Annotated in this window: 14 protein-coding genes and 1 pseudogene; 4 read left to right on the forward strand and 11 right to left on the reverse strand. The window is 33.6% G+C overall.

Going from position 1 to position 17206, the window contains the following annotated elements; genetic code table 11:
* Positions 1-19: 19 nt before the first annotated feature.
* Together Q0409_RS07680 and Q0409_RS07685 are read right to left on the reverse strand one after the other, a co-directional pair.
* Positions 20-3052 (reverse strand): U32 family peptidase, encoded by a 3033-nt coding sequence (locus tag Q0409_RS07680; RefSeq protein WP_298536675.1) that lies wholly within the window; start codon positions 3050-3052, stop codon positions 20-22.
* Positions 3053-3073: 21 nt separating this feature from the next.
* Positions 3074-5638 carry a U32 family peptidase gene (locus Q0409_RS07685; RefSeq protein ID WP_298536678.1) on the reverse strand — a complete coding sequence of 855 codons (2565 nt, stop codon included), beginning with the start codon at positions 5636-5638 and terminating at the stop codon, positions 3074-3076.
* Positions 5639-5887: 249 nt separating this feature from the next.
* Between Q0409_RS07685 and tmk the strand changes: the two genes are divergently transcribed.
* Positions 5888-6478, forward strand: coding sequence for a dTMP kinase (tmk, locus tag Q0409_RS07690; protein ID WP_298536682.1), 591 nt, complete (start codon positions 5888-5890; stop codon positions 6476-6478).
* A 57-nt stretch (positions 6479-6535) separates the two neighbouring features.
* Here tmk and Q0409_RS07695 read toward each other — a convergent pair whose 3' ends face one another.
* From Q0409_RS07695 to Q0409_RS07715, 5 genes are all read right to left on the reverse strand, one after another.
* The gene (locus Q0409_RS07695) at positions 6536-6742 is read right to left on the reverse strand and encodes a hypothetical protein (protein WP_298536685.1); all 207 of its coding nucleotides are present in this window, start codon (positions 6740-6742) and stop codon (positions 6536-6538) included.
* Positions 6743-6805: 63 nt separating this feature from the next.
* Complete coding sequence (locus Q0409_RS07700; RefSeq protein WP_298536688.1) at positions 6806-7771, reverse strand: tyrosine--tRNA ligase; 966 nt, start codon at positions 7769-7771, stop codon at positions 6806-6808.
* 80 nt (positions 7772-7851) lie between these two features.
* Positions 7852-8892 carry a 60S ribosomal export protein NMD3 gene (locus Q0409_RS07705; RefSeq protein WP_298536691.1) on the reverse strand — a complete coding sequence of 347 codons (1041 nt, stop codon included), beginning with the start codon at positions 8890-8892 and terminating at the stop codon, positions 7852-7854.
* Positions 8893-8998: 106 nt separating this feature from the next.
* Positions 8999-9406, reverse strand: coding sequence for a translation initiation factor IF-2 subunit beta (locus Q0409_RS07710; RefSeq protein ID WP_298536694.1), 408 nt, complete (start codon positions 9404-9406; stop codon positions 8999-9001).
* Positions 9407-9686: 280 nt separating this feature from the next.
* A complete protein-coding gene (locus Q0409_RS07715; RefSeq protein WP_298536696.1) occupies positions 9687-11693 on the reverse strand; it encodes a minichromosome maintenance protein MCM in 2007 nt (668 codons plus the stop codon).
* Positions 11694-11949: 256 nt separating this feature from the next.
* Here Q0409_RS07715 and Q0409_RS07720 point away from each other — a divergent pair, with 256 nt between their 5' ends.
* Positions 11950-12366, forward strand: a complete 417-nt coding sequence (locus tag Q0409_RS07720) for a hypothetical protein (protein ID WP_298536699.1) — start codon at positions 11950-11952, stop codon at positions 12364-12366.
* Between the two features lie 147 nt (positions 12367-12513).
* Here Q0409_RS07720 and Q0409_RS07725 read toward each other — a convergent pair whose 3' ends face one another.
* Positions 12514-13140 (reverse strand): RlmE family RNA methyltransferase, encoded by a 627-nt coding sequence (locus tag Q0409_RS07725; RefSeq protein WP_298536702.1) that lies wholly within the window; start codon positions 13138-13140, stop codon positions 12514-12516.
* Position 13141: 1 nt separating this feature from the next.
* On the reverse strand, positions 13142-13693 hold the full coding sequence (locus tag Q0409_RS07730) for a metallophosphoesterase (RefSeq protein WP_298536705.1): 552 nt from the start codon (positions 13691-13693) through the stop codon (positions 13142-13144).
* A gap of 304 nt (positions 13694-13997) precedes the next feature.
* On the opposite strand from Q0409_RS07730, the gene Q0409_RS07735 reads away from it, so the two are divergent.
* Complete coding sequence (locus tag Q0409_RS07735) at positions 13998-15089, forward strand: formate--phosphoribosylaminoimidazolecarboxamide ligase (protein WP_298536708.1); 1092 nt, start codon at positions 13998-14000, stop codon at positions 15087-15089.
* A gap of 299 nt (positions 15090-15388) precedes the next feature.
* Here the strand turns inward: Q0409_RS07735 and Q0409_RS07740 are convergent, their stop codons facing one another.
* A complete protein-coding gene (locus Q0409_RS07740) occupies positions 15389-15919 on the reverse strand; it encodes a hypothetical protein (protein WP_298536711.1) in 531 nt (176 codons plus the stop codon).
* Between the two features lie 212 nt (positions 15920-16131).
* On the opposite strand from Q0409_RS07740, the gene Q0409_RS07745 reads away from it, so the two are divergent.
* Complete coding sequence (locus Q0409_RS07745; RefSeq protein WP_298536714.1) at positions 16132-16602, forward strand: GNAT family N-acetyltransferase; 471 nt, start codon at positions 16132-16134, stop codon at positions 16600-16602.
* 337 nt (positions 16603-16939) lie between these two features.
* On the opposite strand, the pseudogene Q0409_RS07750 reads toward Q0409_RS07745, so the two are convergent.
* Positions 16940-17206: pseudogene (locus tag Q0409_RS07750) on the reverse strand (hypothetical protein); the annotation flags it as partial.

A 17206-nucleotide genomic window follows, 5' to 3' on the forward strand; every position in this document is an offset into this window, starting at 1 on the left:
GAAAAATCATAAGTTTTTATTATTTCAATCCTTTTTCAAAGTTTGCTTTTGTCAAAGCAGGGCAATGTTCATCAATGATTCTTTTAGATTCATCCATATTAGTTTCACCATCAATGATGCCTCTATAGACTTTTCCAATGTCATTGATGTAGTCTAAGGATTTCCATCTTGCATCTATTGAAAAGCTGGAGATTCCTATTGATTTCAAGTAATCAATTTCATCAAGCAAGCAAAGCTCTTCGCAGTTCAATATGATTAAAGTATCCTCATTCAAATTGGTTTTGATTGGATAATATTGGTCTCTTCTGTTTTTGAGATAGTATTCATTTGAATCAATGTAATAATCGCTTTCCTTGAAGTTCTTATTTAATTTTCTTTGCTTTTGATTGTATTTGCTTATGAGTTTCAATTGCTTTTTGGAAACCAGTTCCTTCCTTGTTATCATTGATTCTATATTTCCATGAACCAAGAGTTCCAATTCTGGAAGTTCAGTGTCTTTTGACATTTCCTTATAGTAATCTTCCATTAAATCCTTCATGTTTTTCTTATATATTTCAGGAGATATGGATAAGGTTTTATAATTATTCAACTCCAATAGGGTTTCTATATTATATGCATTAATTGGATAATTTCCATAAAGTTCCACATCAAACTTGTCTTTTAATGAATCGTCCAATCCAATTGAACTGGTCATTATGTCAATATGCATATTCATCTTTTTAAGGATTCCTATAATCTTGATTATGGATTCCTTGGATTGCTTGTGTGCAATGTCTGGAAGTTTCCAAATTAATTCATAATCCTGATCTTTGGAAATTTCAATAGCTTCTTTTAGGAAATTTACGCAGTAGCTTATGTTCAATTCATGTTCCTGAAGTGATTTGTTTTCAATAATCTCTTGGCTAATCTCTTCAAAGTCCTTGTTTGGAGGAATTTCCAAATAGATTCTATTAAAAACAGATTCTTTCTTGCTTAATTCTTTTAGGATTTCCAAGCTATTGATATATGCAGATAGATTATAGTCATTTTCTTCACTTTCAACTTTTGATTTCAAATCAATTCTTTTTCTCAAATCCTCATTTAAGCTATTGATGTTTTCTTCAGCTATTTTCACATCTTCCTCTTTTGGCTTGTAGCTTGCTATTATTTCCTCTTCAAGCTCATTGAAGAATCTTCTTCTAAGTTCATTGATTTCACTTATTGGACTGAATAAGCTTTTATTATTGTTTATTGTAATCTTTTCAATGTAATAAGGCAAGTCTCCAATCTTCAGCAATTGCTTTTTGATTGTCTCATTGGATATTGGCTTCTTGATTGCCTCTTCCCAAGGAGTTTCCCCTTTGACCTTTAATGTGATTACCTTGCCGTTATCCAATTTCAAATTGCCCTTTAAATGAGGATAATTGTCGCTGTCTATTCTAAAGTAAAGTTCAAGCAATGATTTCTTGATGTAATGGTTCTCCTTCTTATGGTGGAGATCCTTCACTTCATTCAATAATGAGTTTTTCTTGGTAAGATAAACCTTTGAACCTTTTGGAAGTGGGAAATTAAGTCTTCTGTTTTCTCTGACTCTTTTTATGACTAGGAGTTTTCCTTCAATGTCCTTGTCCTTTTCCCGTTTTCTCCAATGTTTGTCTTTTGAGTCCTTTAGGACTGGTTTTGAAGAAATGTCAAATCCATAGGTTTGAATGAATCCATTATTTTGATTTCCTTGATTATCTTGATTATTCCGATTAATTTCCTTTCTGGTTCTTTTCTCTTTCCTTTTAGCTCTTTTATCCTGTTTTGTTTTTGATCTTTTATTTTCTTTAGAGCTATTTTCTGCATTATTTTGATTATTTTCAAGTTCCAAATTAGGATTGGTTTCGATTAGTATTCCGTCTCCCTTTTCTGGGATGTGGATTAGATTTTCCTTTAGCAAAATATGAATCTCTTCAGTTTGAGGATTGTATCTATGTATTTTTCCAATGTATAATCCTTGATGCCCTGGTTTTTTCCTGTTCATGATCATAGGATTGTTTTTAGGAATGAGATGGCCGGTTGTAAACTCTCTATTGAACACCAATTCAAGCTCTTCAAGGGATTCAAGGTTTTCCAATTTCTGCTCAGCTTTCAGTTTAGCAATGTTTTCCTTATCCTGTGCCTTTTTCAAGTCAGTGCTTCTTCCTTTCTTTCCTTTGCTTTTTCTTTCCAATTCCTTGATGTTTCTGTTCAAAGCTTGGCTTGTTTTGTCATATCTTAATTTATTGAGTCTTTTCCTATAGTTTTTGATGACAGTTGCAACATAATCATTGCTCCTCATCCTGCCTTCTATCTTTATGCTGTCAACTTCAAGACTCGCTATTTCATCAAGATGCTCAAACAAGGATAAGTCTCTTGGTGATAAAAGGTAATCCCCTTCATTTTTAGGATTGATCCTTTTGCCTTTGTTGATGTTCAATTCATACTTTTCCCTGCAAGGTTGAGCGCAGGTTCCTCTGTTTCCGCTTCTTCCACCTTGCATGGAAGATAGTAAGCAATGTCCTGAATAGCTGTAGCATAATGCTCCATGAGCAAATATCTCTATTTCGATACCTAAAGAATGTGCATATTCGATAATTTCCTTCAATTCGTTCATTTCAGTTTCTCTTGGAAGAACAACTCTTTTAATGTTATGTTCTGATGCCCATTTGATTCCTTCAATGTTGTGGAGGTTCATTTGGGTTGAAGCATGTATTGTAAGCTTTGGAATGTTTTCATTAATGATTTTTACAAGACCGACATCTTGAATGAGAACTGCATCAACACCTATCTTATATAATTCCAAAAGGTAATTTGACACTTTTTCCAATTCACCTTCCTTGATTAGGATATTGACTGTAACATAAACTTTTACATTATGCAAATGAGCATATTTCACTGCTTCTCTTATTTCTGGTACTGTGAAGTTTTCTGCAAATTTCCTTGCTCCGAAGTTCTCCCCAGAGAGATAAATGGAATTTGCACCAGATAATATTGCTAGCTTCAAATGCTCTGCAGATCCTACAGGTGCCAATAATTCAGGTAATTTCATTGTTTTTCCTCGAGTATTAATTTAACAAGACTTTTCATGTATCCTTCCATTAATGAAGTTTCCTTTATTCAATCTTGATAATGTAATGTTCTTAATTTGTTCTTTTAATAAGTCTAAATCGTAAGTGTTGTCTTCCTTTAATGCCTGTGAATAAAGTGAGACAATTGTTGAGCTGTATTGAGGAGAAGAGAATCTGCAATCGATTATGCAGGAGTTCACTCCAGTGTCCTTAATCAGTTCCACTTCATCAATTAGGCATAAGCAGTCCTTGTTTATGAAATGGCTGTGCATATTGTAATCGAATACAACCTTATATTTGAATTTCTTACGTTTTTGGTCTTCAAGGATTGCATAATCTGAAGAGTCCTTGACTATGAAGTCTTTTCCATCATTAAGGTTTGAAAAGTCATCCTTACTGCTCATCACTTCAAGGTTTCCTTGGATGATTATGTTCAAGTCTACATCTTCATTTCCTTTGATGAATTGGTATTTGCTGACTAATTCCTTAATTTCTGTATGTGACAATTCTGAAGACAATATTATGCTTTTAAATCCAGCATCAGATAAGTTCTTGACATTATAGCTATTCCAGACATTTAGGTTATGATTTCCATAAACTTTGTTCTTAAAGCTTTTAGCTATTCCTGGAGTGTCATACATAATTGGAATTCTGATATTCTCTTCTTCCAGTTCATCAATGATTTTGCTGATTCTTTCTATTTCCTCATCGCTTATGAATGATGACAAGACCAATACCAATTTGTCTTCCTTATTTTCCTTACCTTTATAAACGATGGAATATGCTTCTTTGAGTAAATCCTTGATGTTTTTAAAGTATTCCTCTTGACTTTTGTATGAAAAGGACGGATCGAAGAAATACTTATGAATCGGCAATTTGGAAGTCATCTTTAAAAGTTCCAAATTGTCTGCAAATATTGAAAGATTCAATTTTTCATTTCTAACTGGAATGCCAGTATAAGTTTTGTATTCCTTTACAAATTGACTAATAAGTTTGTTTGTTTTCCTGATTTCCTTTTTATCTGGCTTATAATAGTCCAATAATAATTCAGTAGCCTTATCCAATACTTGGCGTCTAATCTTATTAAGCTTTCCAATTGGCACAAAGCTGTTTTCAGGCATTCCATTTATGGTTAAGTTGTTGATGTAAAATGATGTTGAACCGGTTTTAAGCATTTGCTTTTCAATGTCTTCAATGCTTACAGGTCTTTTTTGTGCAGGTTCAAATCTGGTTTCTGAGATGTATCTGAAGTTGAACTCCTCTTCCTTGTTTTCATTGTTTATTCCCTTTTCGACAATCTTGAATTTAGCGCCGATGTTAAGTCTCAAATCTTCTGTCCATTTGATGTCCAAATCCAATGGTATGTTTTGCTTAATGGTTTCGCTTTTGAATTTCTTAAGGTTATCATGAGTTGACTTGGAATAGCTTAAGAGAACCTTATCCCCTTCACGGACATTTCTTGTTGTTTCAAGCTTTATGTATTCATCAGTTTGTTCCTTGATGTTGTCGATGTAGATTCCTTTGATTTTGTCCTTGTATTTGAATCCGATTCCATCGCCGATGTCAAGGTTTATCTTGAATTCATCATTTTCCTTAGCTATTGTGATTAAATCCCCTTTCTTTTCTGTGATTTTTCCAATGTAAACTCCTTCGTGGCCAGAACTTTCTCTTCCTAAAACCTGTCCCGGCTTTTGATTAAGGATATAACCATCAGTGAATTGCCTATTGAAAACGAGACTTAAATCCTTGTCATAATCTCCTTCATCACCATCAATCAAATGTCTGTATGCATTTGTGATTGTTCCAACGTAATCTGCAGATTTCATTCTTCCTTCAAGCTTTAGTGAAAAGACCCCTGCGTCTTCTATCCTGTCTAATCCTTTGTAAACCGCAAGATCGTGAGTTGAAAGGAGGTAACCGTTTCCAACATTGTAGTTTTTGTATTTCAATTTGTATTGCTTACGGCAAGGCTGTGCACATGCTCCTCTGTTTCCACTACGTCCGCTGTTGTATGATGAAATGTAGCAGTTTCCACTGAAACAGTAGCAAAGAGCTCCATGTCCAAAGACTTCAAGCTCCATATTGATGTTGGATTCCTGCAATTTTTTAGATATTTCAGATATCTTATCAACGCTTATTTCACGTGGGAAGACTATCCTTGAGATATTGTTTTCAACAGCCCATAATATACAATCATAATCGCTTAATGTCATTTGTGTGGAAGCATGGACTTCAAGTCCAGGGATTAGGTTTTTAATGAGTTCAATGATTCCCAAGTCCTGTACAATTACCGCATCAACGCCTATTTTGTATAGGTAGAATAAGTACTTGACAACGTTTATGACTTCAAAGTTGTTTATCAAGGTGTTTACGGTTACATGTATTTTCGCTCCATTCAAGTGAGCGTATTCCACACTTTTCTCTATCTCTTCCAGAGTGAAGTTTTTGGCAAATGCTCTTGCTCCAAACCTTTCTCCAGATATGTATACTGCATCAGCTCCTGCATTGATTGCTGTGACCAATATGTCATAGTCTCCTGCAGGTGCCAATAATTCAGGTAATGTCATTAAGTAATCTCCTATAATTTTGATTTTAAGTTTTGATTGTATCTTATGATTTTCAGTATTTTTTAGCTATTTAATTTAAGAAATTCAGATTATTTTTTTTTAAATAGTTTAACTATTAATAAATATGTTAATTTTATTATATAATGTTTTTAATATTAAATAAGATAATGTATTGTTTTTTTAGGGTAGCTTTTGAAAATAATTAAAATTACAATAAAATTATATATTCTTAAAAATAAATTCTATCTTATGTATATTGTATTGGAAGGAATAGATGGTGCTGGAAAATCAACTCAGATTAAACTCCTAAAGGAATGGTTAGAGAATAACGGTTTAAACGTAGAGACAATTGTTGAACCTACAGATATGGAAGTGGGCAAGCTCATTCGTCAGCTATTGACCAGATCTGATGCTGAATCCGATTCTATGCAAAAGACCTTGGGATTGTTATTTGCAGCAGATAGAATGATGCTAATGGATAAAATTGAAAGATTGGAAAATGAAAGTACTGTTGTAATCAGTGACAGATCTTTCTATTCAAGTTTGGCTTATCAAAGTCCTCAAGAATGGATTAAAGAGATAAATAAATATGCTAAGATTCCTGATTTGGTTTTGCTCTTGGATTTGGATGTCAAAAAATCTGTTCAAAGATGTGATGGAACTGATGAATTTGAAAATGAAGAGTTTTTAACTGGAGTTAAACAAAACTATTTGGACTTGGCCAAATCTAATGATAATATTAAAATAATTGATGCGAATAATGGTCCGAATAAAGTGTCTTCTGATATAAAAAAAGCTGTGGCTCCATTATTTGACATTTGCAAAGATTGCATAGCTTAAATAAAAAAAGTAAGAAAGCAAATTAGATTATTTGTCTAATTCTTTTTTTTAATTAGATTATCTTCTATCTAATTCGTCTAATCTTTCTTTCATTACTTTAACAATGTAATCTTGTGCTTTTTCAAGCTCTTCTTTTGTACCTAGAAGTTTTGGTCCAAATTCAGTTTGCTTCAACTCAACATCGAACTGTTCAATAACATGAGCAAGCATTTGTTCTCCAATACCGTTGGTAAGTTTCATTTCATATACTGGTTCTTCTTCCATTCTATCCCTCTTTTTAATCTTTTTTTAAAAATTAATAATTATAATTTTTTAATTTTATTTTAATTACTCTTGTGACTCCATAAATTCTCTAACTGGTTTTAAGAAATCAATCAAGTATTGTGTAATTGCATTCTTCAAGTCCATTGGGTGTAAGTTTTCTTCCCCATACATTGTGTATAGTTCATCTTTGTTGAGTTCAAGATTTCCACCGAATTTCTCAGGTCTTTCTATAAGCAAAGTGTCTTGTTGTGAGAAAACGAAATGGTCTGCAATTTCCAAAATAGGGTTTCCTTCAGTTTCTCCCATTGGACAGTAGCTTTTCTTGATTTTATCCTTGATAGTCTTTTCATCATCATCAACAGCTATGTAGTTTCCTTTGCTTGAGGACATCTTGTCATCACCGTCAAGACCATGAATCAAAGGAGTGTGAATACAGACAGGAGCTTCTTTTCCTATTCTAGGCAAGTTTTCCCTTGCTAACATTTGGATTTTTCTTTGTTCCATACCTCCTAAAGCAACATCCACTTCTAAAGCTGACATGTCTGCAGTTTGCATCAATGGATAAACTACACTAGCCACTTTTGGATTGTCATCATGTCTGCTGACTTGATCCATACTTCTTTTTGCCCTTTTTAAGGTGGTTAAAGTAGCTAATTGGTAAACGTCATTGGTGTATTCGCTTCCGGTTTGGAAAGAGGAACCTAAAATGTATTCAGTGTCATCAGCGAGTCCTAATCCTTGGAAGCATCTTTTATTGTATTCTGCAGTTTCAGCTATTTCCTCTACAGTTCCTTTTCCATTCAAGAAAGCATGATAATCTGCAAGCAAGATTTTGATTTTAAATCCTAAGTCTTGTAATTGTTTAAGTTTCATTATTGTTACTGCATGACCTAAATGAATTTTTCCAGAAGGTTCATATCCAGTATAAGCAATAGGATGCTCTTTTTCAAGCTTTTCTTTCAATTCATCTACATCAATGATTTCTAAAGTTCCTTCTTGAATTAATTCAATTTTTTCTTCAATGTTCATGTAATCACACTTTTGTTTTTGTAATTGGTTATTTATTGGTTATTAGATAATTATTATAATTATGATTTTTTGCTATAATTTTAGATTATATAGATTTTTCCATCTATTTTGATTACATCAATCTCTTCGCTGATATTGATTTTCTCTAATTTTTCAGTCATTTCCAAATCGATTGGACTATAGTCATCAGGATCAAGAATCTGAAGTGCATTTGGAGATTTTGCTGTAACAATCGCTTTTTGAACTCCTTCCAAATGCTCTATTTTTTCTATGGAATCGTATTCTCTCCATTTTAAAGATATTATGTCTTGATTTTCCAGGTTTATGACTTGAATCCTGTTTCCATCAACATCGCTCACTTGATAAACGTTATCATGATATTTTACGAAATCTTCCTTAACGAATTTTGGAAGTCTTAATGCTATCCAAATTCTATATAATCCTTTTCCTGTGGACTTGTCTTCACTTATGAGTCTTGGAGATTCTTTAGTGGTTCCTCCAAATTCCTCTTTAAGATGCTCTACAACCTTTTTTGCAGATTTTAAAGATCCAATGTAATAGTCATTTCCTTCCTTAAGCTTTGCAACTTGAGGAATATAAGCCAATTTGTCCTTTTTGAATTGCTTATCAAGGGTTCTATTGATTATCTCTTCAGCAATAGCTATTTCTTCATCTTTAAGTTCCCTATCATCGGCACGCAATTGAATTGCTGCCTCATAGTATCCTGCATTTCTTTTACTGCAGTCAGGGCAAACTGAATAATTAATCTTTACATCTGGAGTGTGTGTTTCAACCACTTCTTCTCCTAAAACAGTTGCAACAGCTTCAACATAACATTCTGCAATTGTTCCTCGCATCTGGTCGATTTCAAGTTCTATCTCTTCATTTTCAGCCAAGTCGGAAATGGTTATGTTTCTCTCCAATGCTCTATAGATGATTTCCTCTTCAGGAATGTACTCATCTTTCCATTTCCCCTCTTCTAATTTGGCATTGCAGTGCTTGCAGATGGTTACAGTGATATTTTCCGGAATTTCCATAAGTTGGAATTTCTTTAAAAAACAGTTTTTGCAGATTCCATCTATCATTTCAACGTCTGTTGCACCACATTCTGGACAAAACATTTTAAAACACTCATAAGATGTAAAAATTGAATAAAATTAATGATTTAGTTTAAGTTTAAATAGCTATTTAATTTTTTTAAAAATAAAAAATATAAAAGAAGAGAATTTATAATGGCTTAAGTGGAGCTTTTGCACCACATGCTGCACATTTTAAGATAAAGATTCTGTCTTCTCTTATGATTTGAGTATCTGGTCTGTTACATTCATGACAGATAACGTATTTTTCAATGTATTCATCGATTCTCTCATTGATTAGGAAATGATTGAATTTACCTTGCAAGATTGCTCTTACTCCTTCTAAGTTACCTGCAGTACCTAATTCTCTTAATAAGTATTTTAATACGTGTTGTGGGTCTCTGTTTAAGGAGTCTGCCACATCTTTGAAATTTTGAATAAAGGTCCTATTACCTTGAATAACAGAGTATGCTTTTACAGGTTCGAATCTTTTTGTTTCAAATACCTCAGGAGGCAATTGATCAATAGCTCTGTTTAATAAGTTTTCATAATCGTCCATTTTTTCACCTCTTTGGAATAGTAAAATTAATTTAAAGTAAGTATAATCAAATAAAATTTATGATAAGTTTTTATAAAATTAGTATTTGAGTTATATTAATATAAAATATATGTTTTATCATTTATTAATGTATTTATTATATAATAATTTATATAAAGAAAAATCTTTTTATTTTTGATAAATTTATTAAAATTTCATTGAAATTTTGAAAATAAAAAATAGAAAAAATGCCTGATATTTATCAAGCATAAAATTTAATTTTATTTACAGTCTTGACCACTTAATCTTCAAGTAGTCTTACAAGACCATGACGTGGTTCGTAAGTAAGACCTTTGGCTTTGAGTGTTCTTAGGATTTCATCTGTTTTCTCTTCACTCATATCATGGTTTTCAGCAAGATGCTCTTTGAGAATATTCACTGGGACATCAACGAATTCTTCTTCCAATGCTTTGATTGCTTGTTGTACGATACGCATCTTATCTCTTTCAGATGTTGGAGTTCTTCCTTCAACTCTTGCAATATCGATTTTACCGGTGTCAGGATCCATTCCGATTTTCTCTAAACATCTTTTTTGTAAGCTGATTGCTCTGTGAGCATCTGAAGCTTCCACCTCATTTTTAAGTTGAAGTTTTGCACTTGCTTCAGCTAAACGAATGGTTGCTTCCAATTGCCTTGGAGTGATAGGTACAGGAGTGCCCTCTTCCATGCCTCCAGTTCTCACAGATACATAAAACTCTTCCAATACCTTATTTGCCGCATCTGTAAGTACAGGATGGATATTTTTACGTGCATAAGCGATATATTTTCTCAAAAGCTCTGGCTCTATATCATATGCTATGTTAGAGTACTGGTGAGTCTTAAGAATATGCTGAGCCAATTCCCTATCCTTTTCAACATCTGGCTTGTCTTCAATTACAAATATCAAGTCGAAACGAGAAAGAATCGGTGAAGGCAAGTCAATTTGGTTTGCTAAAGTTTTATATTGGTCAAATGTACCGAATTTAGGGTTTGCAGCTGCAAGAACTGAACATCTTGAATTTAAAGTTGCCATAATTCCTGCTTTTGCAATACTTACAGTTTGCTGTTCCAATGCTTCGTGGAGCGCTGAACGGTCTTCTGAGCGCATTTTATCCAATTCGTCAACACATACGTTACCTTGGTCCCCAAGTACCAATGCACCTGCTTCAAGAGACCATCCTCCAAGTTCATCTCTAACTGCCGCTGCAGTTAATCCAGCACCGGATGTACCTTTACCGCTGGTGTAAACACTTCTTGGAGCTAATTTTGAAACGTATTTAAGTATTTGGGACTTACCGATACCTGGGTCCCCGACAATAAGGATGTGAAGGTCTCCTCTTAAACGAGTTCCATCTTCTAATTGTTGCACTGTTCCACCAAAGAGCTGCAATGCAATAGCTTCCTTTACATCTCTATGACCTTTGATTGAAGGTGCAGTGGAGTTAATGATTTTATCATGTATATGAGGATCTCTAGATAATTCCAAGATTTTTTCTTCATCCTCTTCACTAAGTTCCAATTCCTCAAATTCCTGTTCCAATGGCTCGATATGATTTACATAGATGTAGTTTTTGAATTTTCCACTTCTTTCTTCCCTAAATGTCTTTAGTATTCCTGTGATTCTAACTTTATCACCAGGATTCAATTCATCTACCAAATCATTCTCTAAAACCATAAGCATTTGTTTTGGTTCGGTTCCTCCAGATAGGTTTTCCAAAGGTTCCTGCATTCTGGCACTTTGTGTATCAATGTATTTGGAATCCTCTTGAAGCAATCTAAAGGATCTTCCACCGCAGTCTGGACATAATGAAGGTTCAATAATGCGGGTTCCAGAGTTTTGTTCCACATCTTGTATTCTCGCGCAACCTCTGCATTCGAATTTTGCTGTTTCAATACGTGGACGAATCTCATCAGTTTTTCTCACAATTCCATCAGCAGATACAAAGTTTCCAATGTATTCGCTCAATAAATCGCTTAATGGAATGTTGTTTGTAAGATTTTCAAATCTGATGTTCAATTTCATATCTTCCTTCATCAACGGATCGATATTTTTAATAGCCTTTTGTGAAGCTGCAATAACCTCTTCAGGCTTTGTTATCAATAAGTCAGCTAAATCCGGATCAAACTTCTCTAAGTCTTCGTAATTGACTGTAAGTGACCTTTCATCAGGATATTTTTCTAATATTTCTAATACATCATCCTTGTAAATTGTTGAGAAAAATTCTTCAAATTGTGCAAGTGATGCTTTTGTTTTGTTAGTGGAATTCATTGTAATATAGTTTTTATATTTAATATTATAAAAGTTTATTTAATTTTTTAATTTTTCATTATAATCGCATTGAAAAATTGTTCCAGTTTCGTTATAATTTTTTATAGAAATTGACAGAACTATATTGGAATATTGTCTTTATTTCGTTAAAACACCAATATAAATTGATAATTTTAAATATGTGTAAAATTAAAATTAATAATAATGCTATTTACTTTTTAAATAATATTATGGTGAATTTATGAGAAAATCAAGATTGGGTCTATTCAAATCAACTTCTATGTTAATTTCTGTTTTAGGAGTGATAATGATTATAGCTACTGTTGCGGCAGTTGCTTATGTTGGTTTTAGCGTAGTTTCTTCTAGTTTAACTGGAGGAATTTCTTCAGGTACTCAATATGACCAGTTAGCTGAATTGAAGAATAATTATTCTAATTTGGAAGTTCAATATAATGAAACTGGTAATAAGATTTATATGATGAACAATATCACTTTAGAAAGAGAATATGTGAATGCACAAGTGGAACTTGTAAGAGTTAAAAATGATATAAGTGATGTTGAGAGTGCATTATCTATGAATAAACCGGCTTCAGAAGTTGATAAAAGATTACAACTAGCAAGAGACGATTTAAAAATAGCTCAAGAAGCTTATAACAGTTTATCAGTTAAATAAATTTTTTATTTAACTTTCTTTTTTTAGTTTTTATTTTTTAGTTTTCAGTTTTTATTTTTTTTAGATTTTTTATATTTTTAACAGTTTAATAGCTATTTTTTCACTATTTAAACTATTTTAAAAATTTTTGACTATTTTGATTTATAATTATTTTTTCTTTTTAGGCCCTTTTCTATAGCCTAAACCTACAATATACATTTCCTTGCTTTTTTGTCTTGAGGATGGAGGTTTAGTTGATTTGACCTTTCTGAAATCGTATTTTATGCTGTCTAAAAGACGTTTGTATTCTGAACCTTGAAATGCCTTGATCACTAGATTTCCTTCGGTTTCAAGGATATTATCTGCAATCTTGAACACGGTCTCAACAAGGTCTACAGACCTTAAATGGTCGAGGTCTTTCACTCCAGTCAATGAAGGTGCAGCATCTGACATTAGAACCTTCACTTTACCGTTTGTCAATTCCATTATCTTTTCCTGAACGATTTCTTTTGTGAAGTCCCCTCTGATTCCATAATAATTAGGTTCGTGGAATGGCTTGATTCTATTTAAATCGACTCCTACAACGATTCCCTCTTCGCCTACCTTTTCCAATGCCACCTGGGACCATCCGCCTGGAGCAGCACCTAAGTCCACTACAGTGTCCCCTTCCTTAATGATCTTGTATTTCTTATCAAGTTGCTTAAGCTTATATGATGCTCTTGAACGATACTCTTCACTTTTAGCTCTTTTGTAATAAGGGTCATTCTTCTTTTCCACTTGCCATCTGCTTCCCATTTCAATCCCTCTTCTTATCCTTTTTCGCCTTCTCTTCATAAAAATTCAATGCAGAACAGACAGGCCTTCCAGTTTGAATGAATTCTATGCTTATGTCATTGCCGTTAATTTCCATCAATGCAACTGATGGGTCTGATAATCTTGGGTTTGTTGGACTTCCCGGATTTACTAAAATGACATTTTTAATCTTTTCAATTTGTGCAATATGTGAATGTCCACTTACAAGAATATCTACTTCCAATTGCAATGCATGGTAATATAATTGTTGTGTATCCCCTCTTGGATAAACTTCTCCATGTATCACTCCAATCTTATGGCCTTCTGCTTCTATGACTTTAGAAGGTGGAAGATCAATTTCTCCATGAACCCTATCCATATTCCCTTCAACAGCAACTACAGGAGCTATTGTCTCCAATTCATCTATAACGCTTTGGCTGGTTATGTCTCCTGCATGAATGATCAAGTCAACTCCTTCAAAGGTTTCCAAAACCTTTTGAGGAAGCTTAACTCTCCTATCTGGAATATGGGTATCTGATATTAATCCAATCAACATATTTTCACTTTAAATAGTAATTTTAAAATAATTCTGATGAAATTCATCATCAATATTTTGAAATGATTTATTCGTTTTCGTCTAACAATAATAAGTTTGTGTAATATTGATTATATAGTTTTTTAGAAAATTGCTATTTCATCATTATCATGCTCATCTTCTTACCATTATTTTAGTTCTATAATATATGAATTAAAATTTAATAATAAAACTTTATAAGTTTATAAAAATATAATATAATTATTGATAAATAATTTTTATCTTTTAGTTGATTTCTGAAAAATATTAGTTCGGGAGATTAAAAATGGGAAAAGTTAGTAAAGAAAAAATATTGGAGATTTTGGAAGGGTATGATAAGGACAATATCACTATCGCTACTTTAGGTAGTCACACCTCTTTACATATTCTTAATGGTGCTAAACAAGAAGGATTTAGAACTGCTATTGTTTGTGCAAAGGGTAGAGAAGTACCTTATCAACGTTTTGATGTTGCAGATGAATACATCATTGTAGATAAATTCGAAGACATTGTAAATGAAGATGTTCAACAAAAATTAAGAGACATGAACGCAATTGTTATCCCTCATGGATCCTTTGTTGCATATGCAGGTTTGGATAATGTTGAAGATAAGTTCAATGTACCAATGTTTGGTAACAGAGACATCTTAAGATGGGAAGCTGAAAGAGACTTGGAAAGACAATTGCTCGTAAACGGTAAAATCAGAATCCCAATGAAATACGATGACCCTGCTGAAATTGACCGTGCTGTAATGGTTAAATTCCCTGGAGCAAGAGGTGGAAGAGGATACTTTGTAGCTTCATCTCCTGAAGAATTTAATGAAAAGATTGATGCAATGAAAGAACGTGGATGGATTGAAGATGCAGATGTGGAACAAGCTCACATTGAAGAGTATGTGTCTGGTTGTAACTACTGTATCCACTACTTCTACTCAGCATTGAATGATGAAGTTGAACTTATGGGTATGGACAGCAGATATGAATCCAGTATTGATGGATTCGTAAGAATGCCTGCTAAAGACCAATTATCCATTGACATCAGCCCATCCTATGTTGTAACTGGTAACCACCCAGTTGTAATGAGAGAATCATTGCTTCCACAAGCATTTGAAATCGGTGACAAATTAGTTAAAAGTGCTGCAGAATTAGTAAAACCTGGTTTAAACGGCCCATTCTGTATCCAAACTCTTGTAAACGATAACCTTGAAGTTGTTGTATTTGAAACAAGTGCAAGAACTGACGGTGGTACTAATACTTTCATGGAAGGTTCCTCTTACAGTTACCTCAAATATGGTGAAGGTATGAGTATGGGAAGAAGAGTTGCACGTGAAATTAAAATGGCACTCGAAAACGGCGGATTTGAAAAGATTATTACATAATCTTACAAACTTTTGGAAAAAGTTTGATCAAAACTTTTTCAACTATTTTTTTTAATTTTTATTTCTTTTTTTTAACTTTTTTTATACTTTTTTTACTTTTTTTACTTTTTTTACTCTTTTTACTCTTTTTACTCTTTTTTATAAATATTCTAATGTTCCTTGCTCTTTTTAATCAGTTATAAAATTAGAATATCCTGTAATTTAAGTCTTTAAAATTGAAAAAAATAGTTTGTTATTTGAGTGTAAAAAAATTATAAAAAAAGAAGTGAGAATTCCAAATGGAATTCATTGAATTTAATTTATTTTTTCCTTCTGCCTTTTGGAAGGAATAAGTTAGCAATGTTCTTTTTAACATTACCGGTATCTTCGAATTTTTTCTCTTTTGGCTTAACAGGGACATTTTTAGTTCCTTTGGTGCCTTTTGCAATGTCATATTCCTCTTTAGCTTTTGCTCTTTCTTGGTAAAGGTAAGCTCCAAAGAATGCCATCAATGCACCAAGACCAAGTATTGCAACACTAGTAATCAAGTCTCCCATTTCTGTTGGAGTGTATGCTCCTAAAAATCCTGCAAATGTCAAGTAAAGAAGTGGTGTTGCACCTACAATACCTAAAAGAACAGCTTTAAGGTATGATTTTGCTTCATAACCGATATAAAGAGGACCAATAGCTGCAAATGCCATTAAAAGATCTATTCCATATTGGGTTGCAACAAGTGGGAAAAATGCATATGCCGCTGCACCGAAAATCAATGATTTTAAATTTATATCAGGTAAATTAGAATTTTTATTCTTTTTTACTTTAGGTTGTTTTGCCTTTTCTGCATCTACCATTAAATCACCTAAAACTTTAAAATAATATTATTATAATTTTTATTTAATTAAAAAATTAATTTCTATTTATTTTTCTAAATTAGATTTTTATTTTTCATATAATTTAAAGTTTAATATTTTTTTTAAAAATTAATAAAAATTAGTAATGATTGATAAAAATTGAAATGATGAGTGTTAAAAGTGTTTAAAAAAGAAAAATAACGGAGGCACCTATGATAATCCGAAGAGCAAAAAACACTGACCTTGACGGCCTGAACCGGCTATTACTGCAGGTCTGCCTCGTCCATCACAACGGACGCCCAGACCTGTTCAAATACGGCGCAAAAAAATACACGGATGACGAGCTGTACGCTATCATCCGTGATGATAAAACCCCTATCTTTGTTGCAGTCGATGAAAACGACAACATGATGGGATACGCTTTCTGCATTTTCCAGCAGCACGTAGGACACAACATCCTGACCGATGTAAAGACCCTCTACATCGATGACCTCTGCGTTGACGAAACTATGCGCGGACAACACGTCGGTTCCGCCCTTTACAAGCACGTCCTCGCCTTTGCAAAAGAGCAGAACTGCTACAACGTCACCCTCAACGTCTGGAGCTGCAACGAATCCGCCATGCGCTTCTACGAAGCCATGGGACTCGTTCCACAGAAAGTCGGAATGGAAGTTATACTATAACAAACTTACTCAATAACTAGCAAGAGCACCGCGATTTATCGTCGTGATGCTCTTGATTTTTTTGATTCGAGGAGAGGAAAGTACTGTGAATTATATCTGTGATATCAACTACAGTGTCGAGGAAGGACAAGCTTTATATTATTGCAATCCGTGACTGTAGAGGGATGCCGACACTTATATTCCGACAAGCAGAGCGAAGACGGAATATTTAGTGGCGCTGCATCCCGGCCCAAGTGAGAACGGGTCACGGATGCAATATATAAAGATTGTCCGACCGACAATGAGGAAAGCGCCTCACAGATAGAAATTCCAGTGCTTCCCCTCTTCGACAACAATATTACAGCATCAACCGATAAATCGCCTCAACATCCTTCTGCTCCAGTGCAACAAATCCACCGATCTTTCCGGTTCGTCCGTTGCCGTAGCAAGCGGTATGAGCCATCTTCTCGATATCTTCTTCTTTCAACTCATGGTTTACCAAGTTACCCGCAAAATACTGGTCGTATGATGCCATATCAATCAAACCGTGACCCGAGAGGTTGAAGAGGATAACCTTTTCTTCGCCTGTCTCGATACACTTCTTGGCTTCACGTACAGCAGCAGC

Source organism: uncultured Methanobrevibacter sp. (genome assembly GCF_937898925.1).
Taxonomy (GTDB): domain Archaea; phylum Methanobacteriota; class Methanobacteria; order Methanobacteriales; family Methanobacteriaceae; genus Methanobrevibacter.

Coding starts and splice junctions, on each gene's coding strand:
- Q0409_RS07680 (WP_298536675.1), bottom strand. CDS start 3,052: ATGAAATTACCTGAATTATTGGCACCTGTAGGATCTGCAGAGCATTTG.
- Q0409_RS07685 (WP_298536678.1), bottom strand. CDS start 5,638: ATGACATTACCTGAATTATTGGCACCTGCAGGAGACTATGACATATTG.
- tmk (WP_298536682.1), top strand. CDS start 5,888: ATGTATATTGTATTGGAAGGAATAGATGGTGCTGGAAAATCAACTCAG.
- Q0409_RS07695 (WP_298536685.1), bottom strand. CDS start 6,742: ATGGAAGAAGAACCAGTATATGAAATGAAACTTACCAACGGTATTGGA.
- Q0409_RS07700 (WP_298536688.1), bottom strand. CDS start 7,771: ATGAACATTGAAGAAAAAATTGAATTAATTCAAGAAGGAACTTTAGAA.
- Q0409_RS07705 (WP_298536691.1), bottom strand. CDS start 8,892: ATGTTTTGTCCAGAATGTGGTGCAACAGACGTTGAAATGATAGATGGA.
- Q0409_RS07710 (WP_298536694.1), bottom strand. CDS start 9,406: ATGGACGATTATGAAAACTTATTAAACAGAGCTATTGATCAATTGCCT.
- Q0409_RS07715 (WP_298536696.1), bottom strand. CDS start 11,693: ATGAATTCCACTAACAAAACAAAAGCATCACTTGCACAATTTGAAGAA.
- Q0409_RS07725 (WP_298536702.1), bottom strand. CDS start 13,140: ATGGGAAGCAGATGGCAAGTGGAAAAGAAGAATGACCCTTATTACAAA.
- Q0409_RS07730 (WP_298536705.1), bottom strand. CDS start 13,693: ATGTTGATTGGATTAATATCAGATACCCATATTCCAGATAGGAGAGTT.
- Q0409_RS07735 (WP_298536708.1), top strand. CDS start 13,998: ATGGGAAAAGTTAGTAAAGAAAAAATATTGGAGATTTTGGAAGGGTAT.
- Q0409_RS07740 (WP_298536711.1), bottom strand. CDS start 15,919: ATGGTAGATGCAGAAAAGGCAAAACAACCTAAAGTAAAAAAGAATAAA.
- Q0409_RS07745 (WP_298536714.1), top strand. CDS start 16,132: ATGATAATCCGAAGAGCAAAAAACACTGACCTTGACGGCCTGAACCGG.